Source organism: Planococcus maritimus (assembly GCF_001687625.2).
Classification (GTDB): Bacteria; Bacillota; Bacilli; order Bacillales_A; family Planococcaceae; genus Planococcus; species Planococcus maritimus.
Window position 1 is genome coordinate 1,022,501 of record NZ_CP016538.2, and the last position, 12,871, is coordinate 1,035,371.

The following is a 12,871-nucleotide window of genomic DNA, read 5'->3' on the forward strand; positions in this document are numbered from 1 at the left end:
GAAGGGGAGTGAAATAGATCCTGAAACCGTGTGCCTACAAGTAGTTAGAGCCCGTTAATGGGTGATAGCGTGCCTTTTGTAGAATGAACCGGCGAGTTACGATTACATGCAAGGTTAAGGTGAGAAGCCGGAGCCGCAGCGAAAGCGAGTCTGAATAGGGCGAATGAGTATGTAGTTGTAGACCCGAAACCAGGTGATCTACCCATGTCCAGGGTGAAGGTAAGGTAACACTTACTGGAGGCCCGAACCCACGCACGTTGAAAAGTGCGGGGATGAGGTGTGGGTAGCGGAGAAATTCCAATCGAACCTGGAGATAGCTGGTTCTCTCCGAAATAGCTTTAGGGCTAGCCTCAAGAAGAGAATCCTGGAGGTAGAGCACTGTTTGGACTAGGGGCCCATCCCGGGTTACCGAATTCAGACAAACTCCGAATGCCAGTGATTTATACTTGGGAGTCAGACTGCGAGTGATAAGATCCGTAGTCAAGAGGGAAACAGCCCAGACCACCAGCTAAGGTCCCCAAATATCCGTTAAGTGGAAAAGGATGTGGCGTTGCTTAGACAACCAGGATGTTGGCTTAGAAGCAGCCATCATTTAAAGAGTGCGTAATAGCTCACTGGTCGAGTGACACTGCGCCGAAAATGTACCGGGGCTAAACGGATTACCGAAGCTGTGGATGGACATCGTAGATGTCCGTGGTAGGAGAGCGTTCTAAGGGCGTTGAAGTCAGACCGGAAGGACTGGTGGAGCGCTTAGAAGTGAGAATGCCGGTATGAGTAACGAAAGACGGGTGAGAATCCCGTCCACCGAATGCCTAAGGTTTCCTGAGGAAGGCTCGTCCGCTCAGGGTTAGTCGGGACCTAAGTCGAGGCCGATAGGCGTAGACGATGGACAACAGGTTGATATTCCTGTACCACCTCCCCGCCGTTTGAGTAATGGGGGGACGCAGAAGGATAGGGTGAGCGTGCCGTTGGTTGTGCACGTCCAAGTTGTGAGATGAGAAACGAGGCAAATCCCGTTTCTATATACATCAAGCAGTGATGGCAAGAGGTTTACCTCAGAGTCCCTGATTTCACACTGCCAAGAAAAGCCTCTAGCGAGGCGGGAGGTGCCCGTACCGCAAACCGACACAGGTAGGCGAGAAGAGAATTCTAAGGTGAGCGAGTGAACTCTCGTTAAGGAACTCGGCAAAATGACCCCGTAACTTCGGGAGAAGGGGTGCTCTGGTAGGGTGTTAAAGCCCGAGAGAGCCGCAGTGAATAGGCCCAGGCGACTGTTTAGCAAAAACACAGGTCTCTGCAAAACCGTAAGGTGACGTATAGGGGCTGACGCCTGCCCGGTGCTGGAAGGTTAAGGGGAGTGCTTAGCGCAAGCGAAGGTGCGAACCGAAGCCCCAGTAAACGGCGGCCGTAACTATAACGGTCCTAAGGTAGCGAAATTCCTTGTCGGGTAAGTTCCGACCCGCACGAAAGGCGTAACGATCTGGGCACTGTCTCAACGAGAGACTCGGTGAAATTATAGTACCTGTGAAGATGCAGGTTACCCGCGACAGGACGGAAAGACCCCGTGGAGCTTTACTGTAGCCTGATATTGAATTTTGGTGCAACTTGTACAGGATAGGTAGGAGCCAGAGAACCCGGAGCGCCAGCTTCGGGGGAGGCGTCGGTGGGATACTACCCTGGTTGTATTGAACTTCTAACCCACAAGCCTTAGCGGCTTGGGAGACAGTGTCAGGCGGGCAGTTTGACTGGGGCGGTCGCCTCCTAAAGAGTAACGGAGGCGCTCAAAGGTTCCCTCAGAATGGTTGGAAATCATTCGCAGAGTGTAAAGGCACAAGGGAGCTTGACTGCGAGACGGACAGGTCGAGCAGGGTCGAAAGACGGACTTAGTGATCCGGTGGTTCCGCATGGAAGGGCCATCGCTCAACGGATAAAAGCTACCCCGGGGATAACAGGCTTATCTCCCCCAAGAGTCCACATCGACGGGGAGGTTTGGCACCTCGATGTCGGCTCATCGCATCCTGGGGCTGTAGTCGGTCCCAAGGGTTGGGCTGTTCGCCCATTAAAGCGGTACGCGAGCTGGGTTCAGAACGTCGTGAGACAGTTCGGTCCCTATCCGTCGCGGGCGCAGGAAATTTGAGAGGAGCTGTCCTTAGTACGAGAGGACCGGGATGGACACACCGCTGGTGTACCAGTTGTTCTGCCAAGAGCATCGCTGGGTAGCTATGTGTGGCCGGGATAAGTGCTGAAAGCATCTAAGCACGAAGCCCCCCTCAAGATGAGATTTCCCATTGCGCAAGCAAGTAAGATCCCTCAGAGACGATGAGGTAGATAGGTTCGGGGTGGAAGCGTGGCGACACGTGCAGCTGACGAATACTAATCGATCGAGGACTTAACCAATAACTGAAATGCGTTTCCATAATCCAATGTCGATTTATCCAGTTTTGAAAGAATAAGATAATATTTTTCAAAAAAATGCTTGAAATAATCGGTATTATTGATATAATAAATCTTGTCTTTCAAATTAATACAGTCTAGTGATGATGGCAAAGAGGCCACACCCGTTCCCATCCCGAACACGGAAGTTAAGCTCTTTTGCGCCGATGGTAGTTGGGGGTTTCCCCCTGTGAGAGTAGGACGTCGCTAGGCTGGATATTATTCCGAAGTAGCTCAGTGGTAGAGCACCGCACTGTTAATGCGATGGTCGTAGGTTCGAGTCCTACCTTCGGAGCCAATTTTGGAGAGCTGTCCGAGTGGCCGAAGGAGCATGATTGGAAATCATGTAGGCGGGCAACCGTCTCAAGGGTTCGAATCCCTTGCTCTCCGCCAGTATCTTAAGCTCAAAATTAAAGGCCCCTTGGTCAAGCGGTTAAGACACCGCCCTTTCACGGCGGTAACACGGGTTCGAATCCCGTAGGGGTCACCATTTCATTTTCACGGAGGATTAGCTCAGCTGGGAGAGCATCTGCCTTACAAGCAGAGGGTCGGCGGTTCGATCCCGTCATCCTCCACCATTTCTTTCAAATTTACAAAGAGAAAGTGAAATATCATTATCGCGGGGTGGAGCAGTTCGGTAGCTCGTTGGGCTCATAACCCAAAGGTCGCAGGTTCAAATCCTGCCCCCGCAACCAAATGGTCCCGTGGTGTAGCGGTTAACATGCCTGCCTGTCACGCAGGAGATCGCCGGTTCGATCCCGGTCGGGACCGCCATTTTTATTATTAATATGGGTCAGTAGCTCAGTCGGTAGAGCATTAGATTGAAGCTCTAAGTGTCGGCGGTTCGATTCCGTCCTGACCCACCATATTTTTATCTCCATGCCGGAGTAGCTCAACTGGTAGAGCAACTGACTTGTAATCAGTAGGTTGAGGGTTCAAGTCCTTTCTCCGGCACCATTAGGTGGGGTAGCGAAGTGGCTAAACGCGGCGGACTGTAAATCCGCTCCTTCGGGTTCGGCAGTTCGAATCTGCCCCCCACCACCAGTTTTTAGGGGCATAGTTTAACGGTAGAACAGAGGTCTCCAAAACCTCCGATGTGGGTTCGATTCCTACTGCCCCTGCCATTTTTTAAAATTATATGTTGGCGGTCGTGGCGAAGTGGTTAACGCACCGGATTGTGATTCCGGCACTCGGGGGTTCAATTCCCCTCGTCCGCCCCATGATTTTCTTGAAAATTTTATTTCATACATAATAATAACGTGGCGGTCGTGGCGAAGTGGTTAACGCACCGGATTGTGATTCCGGCACTCGGGGGTTCAATTCCCCTCGTCCGCCCCAGTATTATTGGGGTATAGCCAAGCGGTAAGGCAACGGGTTTTGATCCCGTCATGCCCTGGTTCGAATCCAGGTACCCCAGCTTTTGCGGAAGTAGTTCAGTGGTAGAACGCCACCTTGCCAAGGTGGAGGTCGCGGGTTCGACCCCCGTCTTCCGCTCCATTATTTAGGCGGCATAGCCAAGCGGTAAGGCATGGGTCTGCAACACCCTTACCACCGGTTCGAGTCCGGTTGCCGCCTCCAAACTATTTTGCCGGCGTGGCGGAATTGGCAGACGCGCGGGACTCAAAATCCCGTTCCTTCACGGGAGTGTCGGTTCGACCCCGACCGCCGGTATCATGATCATCACTCTGCCAAGTGATGAAAGCTAAAACCCTCGACTTCAATAGTCGAGGGTTTTTCTTTTGAGCAATTAATGAAGAAAACAACCAGTGTGTATTAAAGGTAAGAAGTTTTTCAAAAAAATAACGTATACCCCTTGCAAAATAAACGATTTACTAATATAATAATAAATGTTCCTGAAAGCAATATGAAATGCTTTGGGAGTTAATTTTGCCGGCGTGGCGGAATTGGCAGACGCGCGGGACTCAAAATCCCGTTCCTTCACGGGAGTGTCGGTTCGACCCCGACCGCCGGTATCATAATTATTGCTCTGCCAAGCAATGAACAAAGTCCTGACATTTGTCAGGGCTTTTTTATTTGCATTGTCGCTAGCTTTTTTAGTAAAGCTTATTAATAGTAGAAGAGTTGCCGTCTTTTAGGAGAGGGGATATTTCTCTATATTCATGTATCAGAATTGGCTGAAGAACTTTTTTCAGGGCTGAGTGCTGGTAAAGCGCTGAGCTTGAAGTTTCCTTATCCGCGTTCCATTGAAAGACAGCTACTAATAGAAGTTGTCTTTTGGGTGTTCTAGAACATTTAAAGGCAGCAAAGTTGTTTTAAATTGAATACGGTAAGGCACGTGCAAACTATTCAAAATGATTAATTGTAATTTTTTTCAAATAGTCTTATGGTGTGTTAATATATGTGTGATTAATATCCCTAGCGATTCCAGTTGAATGGATCTTGTATTCATATAGATCCTATTTGATTTCTGCAATAGGTATGAGCTGGTTTTATGGGAACGTAAGGGTCTTGCTCTTATGAAGCTATTCAAGACGATTTAAGAAGATAGACTTCAGGAAATGATGAAGAGCCAGCCCGTCATTTAAAACGCGTTAAATGCCTTCTGGTACCTGATTAAACGGCAGTAGATTGCGAGCTAGAGGTATTAAGGCGAGAAGCTCTGTAATGAACGGCTTCAGAGAATATTAAACTGAACCGTAAGTCTTTTTTAATAAAGTGACTTGTATCGTTTTGAAAAATTGGTTTAGTTCAGTTTTCGACTGCACTAGATTAGTGAATGTGATATTAAGTAAGCGTAGATGTGCTGATAGGGTTGAAAAATACAATGATCTTTAAAAATGAACTGAGTTGTTAATGGAGGAGAAGTTATGCGGAAGATACATAGTGAAGTCGTCGAATTTAGAGGCAGCCATTATGATTATGGAGTGATGCAGGGCAGTGCGCTCAAAGAGTCAATTACGCTGCAGAACCGCAGGGGTCAATGGAAGAGCAAGAGGCCGCGTTTTGCCATCGATCCATTAGAAGCTCAAGCTGCATTTAATGAATATGCTCCTAACTTGTGGGAGGAGTTGAAAGGCCTTGAGGACAGCCTCAAGTTGCCGACTGAAGAAGTGCTTCGTGATTTCGGCGGTTACCGAATCGACGCTCCACCATCGGGCTGCTCGATTGTCAGCGGTGAAGATTTTCTGGTGCGCAATTATGACTTTCATCCGCAGACGTATGAAGGCAGGTTCTGCTTATTTCAGCCTGATAAGGGAAATGCTATTATTGGGCCGAGTCAGCGCATCCTGGGCCGCATGGATGGTATGAACGAGCATGGTCTTGTAATGGGTTATAACTTTATGCACCGAAAAAATCCGGGTGATGGCTTTGTCTGTTACATGATCGGGCGCATCATTCTAGAGAGCTGCTCGACTGTCGATGAAGCTGTCGCTTTAGTCAAAGATATTCCGCACCGTGGATCGTTCAGCTACGTCGTGACAGATAAGAGCGGCGCGACAAAAGTTATTGAAGCGACACCGCGTAAAGTAGTGGTGCGCGATGCTTCGGCCTGTACGAATCATTTTGAAATTCAGCAACAAGAAAATCGCAATTATTTGAAAGACTCCTATGAACGATTATCGGTCATTGAGCGAAATGCGGGAGAAGTGGCGGAAGCCTATCGTGCCTACCGGCTATTTAATGACACTGGTCGAGGATTGTTTTCGGATCTCTACAAGAGTTGGGCTGGAACCATCCATACATCTGTCTATTTACCAAATGAGGGGGAAGTGTGGTTCGCCTTGGGTGGTGACCAGGAGCCTGAAGTGTTCCATTTTGAGAAATGGCTTGCCGGCAATCCTGTCCGTACTAAATCCATTCATGGACAAATCGATACCGGCATCGGGTTTGCCCATACCGATGCTTTGTTCAAATGAAAAACGGCTAGAGCACTCGCATGCTCTAGCCATTTTTTTGCTGTAATGAAGACAGGTCGTCAAGATATGGAAACGGAAAATGGGTATCGATTTTCCCGTTAATGCGTTTTGCTAGCAAGCGTTCGCCTTGAAGCCATTTTTGAAAATCGAACATGAGCGGCAAACGATCAGGACCGATGGCAAAGCCGACTTCTAGGCTGTTTGGGAAATAGGAAGCAGTATGCAAGGTGCCGGATGCGGTGCTGTATTTAGTAGAAAATACGCCTTGGTCCGAGTCGTTCAATAACCGAAATGCCGAATACGCATCGTTTGAAGTAGTAGTGTGAGTAAGCAGCGCATCTTCACGGCGTTTGGAATCGTCGATCTGGTAGCGGTTTTCTTCTGATAATACTTCAAAATGGTTTGTTGATACGGCTGCTTCCCGGACGATGACATTGCGCGGAGAAGTTTCAGCTACGACCGAACGCCCGCTCTTATCAAGCAATACATAGCTAAACGAGCGACGGTGGGGCAGCTCTTTCAATAAATCGACGGCTTCTTCGATGGTTGCGCAATGTTCAAGGATCAAGCGGCCGATCATATTGCAGATAAATCCGTCTGCGGAGTTGCGGCGGTTGATGAAATTATAGCCCATGGCGAGCCCTTTCTCGTTAAGTCCATCCGTCCGCCCGGTAATTTGCATGGACGGCCCGATGGATGCATAGCCCCCGTCAGTTGGTTCATATAAGGCGAACCTGCCTTCGTAGCCTTGTGGAGAACTATCGTAATTTCTGACTAGAAAATCGGAGCGGCTCAGGATCGAACAGCCACTTCGTGTATATTCGATATAATAGCCGCCGAATTCACGCAAGGCGTCGTAAAACGGCCATTTCAACGCATCGGCCAAGCCTTCGATTTCTTCCCAGATGCGCGGAGCAAAACGTTCGAGCATGTCGATGGCTTTGGTTTCATCTACCAACAGCTGCTTGCTGTTCTGGCCGCGCTGTATTTTTCGGTTCGGCAATAGCAGTGAATCTCTTAATAATTCTCCTTGATGGTAGCCGAAATCATAATGGCTGCCACGGAATTGAATAACGTCGCTATGGACTTTCTTCATGTCTCATCCCTCTTTTTTTATCTCAGTATCAAAAGAATACTAGAGTTTTCAGGAGAATAAAAAGAATCTGCCTGAAGCAGATGCTTCAGGCAGTTAAAGGACAAATAGTTGTGCTTCGCCGCCATTAATGCCAGTAAACATATTGCCGGCAGCAGTCAAAAGCTGGATGGCATTGTCACGGTTCATCGATGGACGGAGGTAAAATACATGTATGGCATCTGTTGTGTGAGGTGTCACAGCAGTCCGCTTAGAATCGACGTAAGGGCTGCCGAATGCGCCTTTTGCGTCGCGTGTGACGATGATTTTATCGAGTGTATTGTCGCGGTTATTCAAGCCTTCGTATCGGTCCTCTATGGTTCCGATCCCAATTTCGACGTCACCCTCGATCTGTGAGGCGTCATATAGGCCAAGTGGGATTTCGTATTGAAGCGACAAAAAGCTGTTCATGTCGATGGCTGAATTGACGGGGTCTAAATAGTTTTGCTTGCGCACCCTGCGGTACAAGGCTTCTGCAGACGGACGGTAGCGGCTCGGGTCGCCTCCAAGCGCTTTCCAGGCAAGTCTCCATTCAAGAAGACCAGGAAAATCAGTCAATTCCTTGTCATCCATGTCAAAGAATAATTGCTCTTGGAAGAGTTGGAGACGGCCTTTTAACATTTGAGGTGAATCCGAAACGGTGATATTGTTATAATGAATAATGCCGATTTTGAAATCAGGCAGGATCTCTGTCATTTCAGGGTTTACGTGGAAGTCCACAGCGACCATCCTTTCCGTGAATAATAGAATCATCTTACCATAAATTGGGGCAAGGAGTTATCAACATGAACTTGGATCAATTCCAACAACAACTAGTAGCGTATGCCGCGGAAATCGGAATTGACAAAATCGGCTTTGCTTCAGCCGAACCTTTTTTTAATTTAAAGCACCGGTTGATCCGTCAACAGCAATTGAATTTTCAGTCGGGTTTTGAGGAATCGGATGTGGAAAAACGGACGCGACCGGAATTGTTGATGGAAGAACCGGTTAGCATCATTGCGATTGCGATTGCCTATCCATCTAAAATGGAAGGGGCGACACCAGGCGTCAAAGGGGCAAGGCGCGGGATTTTCTCGCGTTCTTCCTGGGGCAAAGATTATCATGCGGCACTGCGCGACCGTTTGGCGTTGCTCGAATCGTTCATCGCCGCGCATTATCCGGAAGCGCGCATGAAATCGATGGTCGATACCGGCGAATTGTCTGACCGTGCTGTAGCAGAGCGTGCAGGTATCGGATGGAGTGCGAAAAACACCAATATCATCACACCGGAGTTTGGGTCGTATGTTTATTTGGGCGAGATGATTACCAATATTCCATTTGCCTACGATGAACCGATGGAAGACCAATGCGGCGATTGCCGCTTGTGCATCGATACATGCCCGACCGGCGCGATTGTCGAGGGCGGTCAGCTCAATGCCCAGCGCTGCATTTCGTTTTTGACACAGACGAAAGGCTTTCTGCCAGATGAGTTCCGGTCGAAAATCGGCAACCGGATTTACGGCTGCGACACGTGTCAGACGGTTTGTCCGAAAAATAAGCGCAAAGCCAATCGCATCCATCCGGAATTCGATCCGGACCCGGACATTGCCAAACCCTTACTTGAGCCGCTGCTGACGATTTCCAATAGGGAATTCAAAGAGAAATTCGGCCATGTGTCAGGTTCGTGGCGGGGCAAAAAACCAATCCAGCGCAATGCTATTTTGGCGCTTGCCCATTTCAAGGAACAATCGGCCGTGCCGACATTGATCGACTTGATGAAGGCAGATCCGCGACCGGTCATTCGGGGGACGGCGGCTTGGGCACTCGGCCGCATCGGAGTAGATGAGGGCAGACAAGCGTTAGAACACGCACGACAGCAAGAGATAGATGAAGAGGTGCTGGCGGAAATTGAAAAAGGCCTGACATTCTTTTCTGCAGAAACGAAAGGATAAGTGAAGAAATTTGGGAATACACATTGTGTTATATCAGCCATTAATTCCGGCGAATACCGGGAACATTGCACGCTCTTGTGCGGGAACGGGCGTCAGCCTTCATTTGATCAAGCCGCTCGGGTTTTCAACAGATGACAAAATGCTCAAACGGGCGGGGCTCGATTATTGGGAGCATGTCGATATTCATTATCACGATGGCCTCGATGAGTTGTTTGCAGCCTACCCTGAAGGAAAATACCATTACATTACGAAATTTGGGACTAAAACGTATAGCACGTTTGATTTCTCCGATACGGAAGAGGATTACTTCTTCGTCTTCGGGCAGGAGACGAAAGGCTTGCCGAGAGAATTGATTGATGCCAATTTAGAGCGTTGTTTGCGCATTCCGATGAATGAGCATATCCGTTCGCTCAATTTGTCGAACACGGCAGCGATCTTAATGTATGAAGCGTTGCGGCAACAGGATTTCCCGAATCTGAAATAAACGACAAAAAAGGACAGCGCGTGGGCGCTGTCCTTTTGCATTACAGATTATTGTCTTTTGTCTGTGCCTGGTTTGTCATCGTATCCAGCAGTGAAGATAGCTACCAAAAACGATACACAAATCCCCAAGATTAAGATCAAGTTCATGAATGACGACCTCCTTGAAATTTGCATCTGTGTTTAGTATAGCGTACGGCAGGGAAAAATGAAATATAGAACCCGCTCGAAAATATGGACATTTTCCGTCCATCCGACAAACTTGAAACTTTTTTGGATGTGATGCGTATATAGGGGTAGGAAGAAAAGGAAGGGATGAACTGATATGAAAATGAAGACATCCGTTGCATTGCTTTGGATTACAGGTCTTGCGGAGGCATTTCTGGCCATTCCGTTCATCGGGGGCGGATTTGTGATTTCCGCAGGCTATGCACCACTCGGCATCATGTTCGTGTTGCATGCGATTACGTTGTTCTTTTGCTTTAAAGAATATTCGCCGAAGTTCGGCTCGATTCTGGGGATCATCACGAGTGCACTCGCTTGGATTCCAGTAGTCGGCTGGGCTCTGCACTTATTGACAGCGATCGTGCTATTGCTGTCAGCGGCTATGTCCGGACGTTCAGCTAGAGCATAACAGCAAAAGCACCGAGAAATCGGTGCTTTTTGTGTGGGCAATTTTATCAAGCTATGCAAAAATCCTCCGCACAGAAGTGTACGGAGGATTTTTTAATGCGGTGCGATAAGGATTTGGATCGTGAACAGCACAGCGAAAATATACAGGATCGGGTGAACCGATTTCCATTTACCCTTAAAGATTTTCATCAGTGGGTAAGAGATGAATCCAAGTGCGATACCGGTTGCGATGCTTGATGTGAGCGGCATCGCAAGAACAATCAGGAACGCTGGGAACGCTTCGTCGAATTGATCCCAATCGATTTCTTTGACGGCACCGATCATCAGGCTGCCGACGATGATGAGCGCGGGAGCGGTGATCGCGGCGACGCCTGACAGGGAACCGACGAGCGGCCCGAAAAAGGCGGCTGCGATGAACAGAATCGCGACGGTCAAAGTGGTAAGCCCTGTGCGTCCGCCTGCAGCGACACCTGCAGAAGATTCAACATACGCACTGGTCGGGCTTGTGCCGACCATGGCGCCTGCACTGGCTGCGACCGAATCGGCGAGAAGCGCTTGGCGCACGCGCGGCATTTTATTGTCTTTCATGAGCCCTGCTTGTTTTGCCACACCGATCATTGTTCCCGTTGTGTCGAAAAGGGTAACGAGCAGGAATGAGAAGACGACGCCGTACAGCCCAAATTCGGCAACCAATAGGAAGGCTTCGATTGGATTCCAGACGATGATGCCTTCTGGAAGCGACGGCAATTTCATGAATCCTTCCGTAAAGCTCAATTGCCCGGTGAAAAAGGCGATGATGCCGGTTGCGATCATGCCGAAGAAAATTCCGCCATGAATATTCAAGGACATGAAGATGAGCGTGATGGCGAGCCCTGCGAGTGTCAATGCGACAGGAGGCGAGGTCAAATCACCAAGACCGACGAGATTGGCTTCATTGGCGACGATAAAGCCGCTGAGGCGCATGCCGATAAAAGCGATGAACAAGCCGATGCCTGCCGTGATGGCGTGTTTCAGGTTTTCCGGAATAGCCTCGATCAAGATTTTGCGCATCGACGTCAAAGACAAGGCAACAAACAGCAAGCCGGAAACGAAGACCGCGGCAAAGGCGGTCGTATAATCAATGGCACCGCCAGAAGCGAGCACCATAGAGGTGAAATATGCGTTAAGTCCCATGCCGGGTGCGATGGCAATTGGGTAATTGGCGAGTAGTGCCATCCACAATGTGCCGATAACCGAGGCAATGATGGTGGCGAGAAATACTTGGTCGAACGGAACACCGGCAGCTCCGAGAATTACCGGGTTGACGATAACGATATAAGCCATCGTCAGGAACGTCGTCATCCCGGCAGTAATCTCGGTTCTGACATCAGTTCCGTGTTCTTTTAACTGAAACATGGAAAATCCTCCCTCTAAACACGAACGTTTTAAAACAACATGTTTAATAATATTCGTTTTTAATAATGGGTGCAAGTGTTTTTTTAATCTGGTAGCGATTAGTCGAAATTCCTTGCCACTATTTGTACAATGAATAAGAATAGGAGGAGGATTTTGATGGATTTGACGATTGGCTCGACGAAGACTTTACATAATGGAGTGGAAATGCCGCGTTTTGGCCTTGGGGTCTACAAGATGACCGATAAGGAAGCCGCAGTCGAAGCGATGGTAAAAGCCATTCATACAGGTTATAAAGCGATTGATACAGCTACGGTCTACGACAACGAAGCGGAAGTCGGGGAAGCGGTACGGGCTGGCGGCGTGCCACGCGAAGAATTGTTCATCACATCGAAAGTGTGGAACACCGATCAAGGGTATGATCAGACTTTGCGTGCGTTTGAAGCTTCCCTGAAACGCCTGGATATGGACTATTTGGATCTGTATTTGACGCATTGGGCGATTCCTGAAACATTTGAGGAAACTTACCGGGCGATTGAGCGGCTGTACGATGAAAAATTGATCCGCGCGGCTGGCGTCTCGAATCACCAGCAGCATCATCTGGAGAAAATTCTGGCCAAGGCCAATACGAAGCCGATGGTCAACCAAATCGAATTGCACCCTCAATTGACACAAGAGCCGCTGAGAGAATTTTGCGCAGCCGAGGACATTGCGGTTACGTCTTGGTCGCCGCTTGCGAGGGGCCGCCTGCTCGATGATCCAGTGCTGTCGGAAATCGGCGAAACGCACGGTAAGTCGATCGCGCAGACGATTATCCGCTGGCATCTCCAGAATGACTTGATCGTCATTCCGAAGTCGGTGACACCGTCGCGCATCGTTGAAAATGCTGACGTGTTCGATTTTGAATTAAGCCAAGAAGAAATGAAACAGATTTCAGCGCTGAACCAGGAATGGCGCAGCGGAACCCATCCGGACGAAATCAAGCTCTAATA

The 12,871-nt window shown here is 48.9% G+C and carries 8 protein-coding genes, 17 tRNA genes and 2 rRNA genes (1 of these 27 only partly in view); 24 read left to right on the forward strand and 3 right to left on the reverse strand.

All coding sequences use genetic code 11. The features are described from left to right. From BBI11_RS05035 to BBI11_RS05130, 20 genes are all read left to right on the forward strand, one after another. Window positions 1–2,397 (forward strand): 23S ribosomal RNA (locus tag BBI11_RS05035) (it extends 535 nt beyond the left edge of the window). Between the two features lie 133 nt (window positions 2,398–2,530). Then, window positions 2,531–2,646, forward strand: a 5S ribosomal RNA gene (gene rrf / locus BBI11_RS05040). Between the two features lie 10 nt (window positions 2,647–2,656). Further along, window positions 2,657–2,731 (forward strand) — tRNA-Asn (locus BBI11_RS05045). 5 nt (window positions 2,732–2,736) lie between these two features. Beyond that, window positions 2,737–2,826 (forward strand) — tRNA-Ser (locus BBI11_RS05050). A gap of 22 nt (window positions 2,827–2,848) precedes the next feature. Further along, window positions 2,849–2,923: transfer RNA gene (locus BBI11_RS05055), tRNA-Glu, on the forward strand. Window positions 2,924–2,935: 12 nt separating this feature from the next. Next, a tRNA-Val gene (locus tag BBI11_RS05060) sits at window positions 2,936–3,011 on the forward strand. 40 nt (window positions 3,012–3,051) lie between these two features. Next, window positions 3,052–3,128 (forward strand) — tRNA-Met (locus BBI11_RS05065). A gap of 3 nt (window positions 3,129–3,131) precedes the next feature. Further along, window positions 3,132–3,207 (forward strand) — tRNA-Asp (locus BBI11_RS05070). A 16-nt stretch (window positions 3,208–3,223) separates the two neighbouring features. After that, window positions 3,224–3,299 (forward strand) — tRNA-Phe (locus tag BBI11_RS05075). Between the two features lie 15 nt (window positions 3,300–3,314). Then, window positions 3,315–3,390 (forward strand) — tRNA-Thr (locus BBI11_RS05080). 3 nt (window positions 3,391–3,393) lie between these two features. Further along, window positions 3,394–3,477 (forward strand) — tRNA-Tyr (locus BBI11_RS05085). 6 nt (window positions 3,478–3,483) lie between these two features. Next, window positions 3,484–3,557: transfer RNA gene (locus BBI11_RS05090), tRNA-Trp, on the forward strand. A gap of 20 nt (window positions 3,558–3,577) precedes the next feature. Further along, a tRNA-His gene (locus BBI11_RS05095) sits at window positions 3,578–3,653 on the forward strand. Window positions 3,654–3,695: 42 nt separating this feature from the next. Next, window positions 3,696–3,771: transfer RNA gene (locus tag BBI11_RS05100), tRNA-His, on the forward strand. Window positions 3,772–3,778: 7 nt separating this feature from the next. After that, window positions 3,779–3,850, forward strand: a tRNA-Gln gene (locus tag BBI11_RS05105). A 5-nt stretch (window positions 3,851–3,855) separates the two neighbouring features. Beyond that, window positions 3,856–3,930: transfer RNA gene (locus BBI11_RS05110), tRNA-Gly, on the forward strand. 7 nt (window positions 3,931–3,937) lie between these two features. Beyond that, window positions 3,938–4,011 (forward strand) — tRNA-Cys (locus BBI11_RS05115). A gap of 9 nt (window positions 4,012–4,020) precedes the next feature. Continuing rightward, window positions 4,021–4,104: transfer RNA gene (locus BBI11_RS05120), tRNA-Leu, on the forward strand. 218 nt (window positions 4,105–4,322) lie between these two features. Further along, window positions 4,323–4,406 (forward strand) — tRNA-Leu (locus tag BBI11_RS05125). Window positions 4,407–5,261: 855 nt separating this feature from the next. Next, entirely contained in the window at window positions 5,262–6,311 is a 1,050-nt protein-coding gene (locus BBI11_RS05130; RefSeq protein ID WP_068461196.1) for a C45 family autoproteolytic acyltransferase/hydrolase, read from the forward strand. A 25-nt stretch (window positions 6,312–6,336) separates the two neighbouring features. Here BBI11_RS05130 and BBI11_RS05135 read toward each other — a convergent pair whose 3' ends face one another. Together BBI11_RS05135 and BBI11_RS05140 are read right to left on the reverse strand one after the other, a co-directional pair. Next, complete coding sequence (locus BBI11_RS05135; RefSeq protein WP_068461197.1) at window positions 6,337–7,407, reverse strand: C45 family autoproteolytic acyltransferase/hydrolase; 1,071 nt, start codon at window positions 7,405–7,407, stop codon at window positions 6,337–6,339. A 93-nt stretch (window positions 7,408–7,500) separates the two neighbouring features. Next, on the reverse strand, window positions 7,501–8,172 hold the full coding sequence (locus BBI11_RS05140) for a B3/B4 domain-containing protein (protein WP_068461198.1): 672 nt from the start codon (window positions 8,170–8,172) through the stop codon (window positions 7,501–7,503). Between the two features lie 56 nt (window positions 8,173–8,228). Between BBI11_RS05140 and queG the strand changes: the two genes are divergently transcribed. The 3 genes from queG (at window position 8,229) to BBI11_RS05155 (ending at window position 10,488) form a co-directional block, all read left to right on the forward strand. Further along, window positions 8,229–9,374, forward strand: coding sequence for a tRNA epoxyqueuosine(34) reductase QueG (gene queG, locus BBI11_RS05145; protein ID WP_068461199.1), 1,146 nt, complete (start codon window positions 8,229–8,231; stop codon window positions 9,372–9,374). A 10-nt stretch (window positions 9,375–9,384) separates the two neighbouring features. Further along, on the forward strand, window positions 9,385–9,858 hold the full coding sequence (gene trmL, locus BBI11_RS05150) for a tRNA (uridine(34)/cytosine(34)/5-carboxymethylaminomethyluridine(34)-2'-O)-methyltransferase TrmL (protein WP_068461200.1): 474 nt from the start codon (window positions 9,385–9,387) through the stop codon (window positions 9,856–9,858). A gap of 321 nt (window positions 9,859–10,179) precedes the next feature. Beyond that, complete coding sequence (locus tag BBI11_RS05155; protein WP_083389016.1) at window positions 10,180–10,488, forward strand: hypothetical protein; 309 nt, start codon at window positions 10,180–10,182, stop codon at window positions 10,486–10,488. Window positions 10,489–10,580: 92 nt separating this feature from the next. On the opposite strand, the gene BBI11_RS05160 is transcribed toward BBI11_RS05155, so the two are convergent. Beyond that, window positions 10,581–11,882 (reverse strand): NCS2 family permease, encoded by a 1,302-nt coding sequence (locus tag BBI11_RS05160; RefSeq protein ID WP_068461203.1) that lies wholly within the window; start codon window positions 11,880–11,882, stop codon window positions 10,581–10,583. Between the two features lie 156 nt (window positions 11,883–12,038). Here BBI11_RS05160 and BBI11_RS05165 point away from each other — a divergent pair, with 156 nt between their 5' ends. Continuing rightward, window positions 12,039–12,869, forward strand: a complete 831-nt coding sequence (locus BBI11_RS05165) for an aldo/keto reductase (protein ID WP_068461205.1) — start codon at window positions 12,039–12,041, stop codon at window positions 12,867–12,869. The last annotated feature ends 2 nt before the right edge of the window (window positions 12,870–12,871 follow it).

Bases quoted from the DNA above. Each gene is read 5' to 3' on its own strand.
- BBI11_RS05130 (WP_068461196.1), top strand. From the start codon at position 5,262: ATGCGGAAGATACATAGTGAAGTCGTCGAATTTAGAGGCAGCCATTAT.
- BBI11_RS05135 (WP_068461197.1), bottom strand. From the start codon at position 7,407: ATGAAGAAAGTCCATAGCGACGTTATTCAATTCCGTGGCAGCCATTAT.
- BBI11_RS05140 (WP_068461198.1), bottom strand. From the start codon at position 8,172: ATGGTCGCTGTGGACTTCCACGTAAACCCTGAAATGACAGAGATCCTG.
- queG (WP_068461199.1), top strand. From the start codon at position 8,229: ATGAACTTGGATCAATTCCAACAACAACTAGTAGCGTATGCCGCGGAA.
- BBI11_RS05155 (WP_083389016.1), top strand. From the start codon at position 10,180: ATGAAAATGAAGACATCCGTTGCATTGCTTTGGATTACAGGTCTTGCG.
- BBI11_RS05160 (WP_068461203.1), bottom strand. From the start codon at position 11,882: ATGTTTCAGTTAAAAGAACACGGAACTGATGTCAGAACCGAGATTACT.
- BBI11_RS05165 (WP_068461205.1), top strand. From the start codon at position 12,039: ATGGATTTGACGATTGGCTCGACGAAGACTTTACATAATGGAGTGGAA.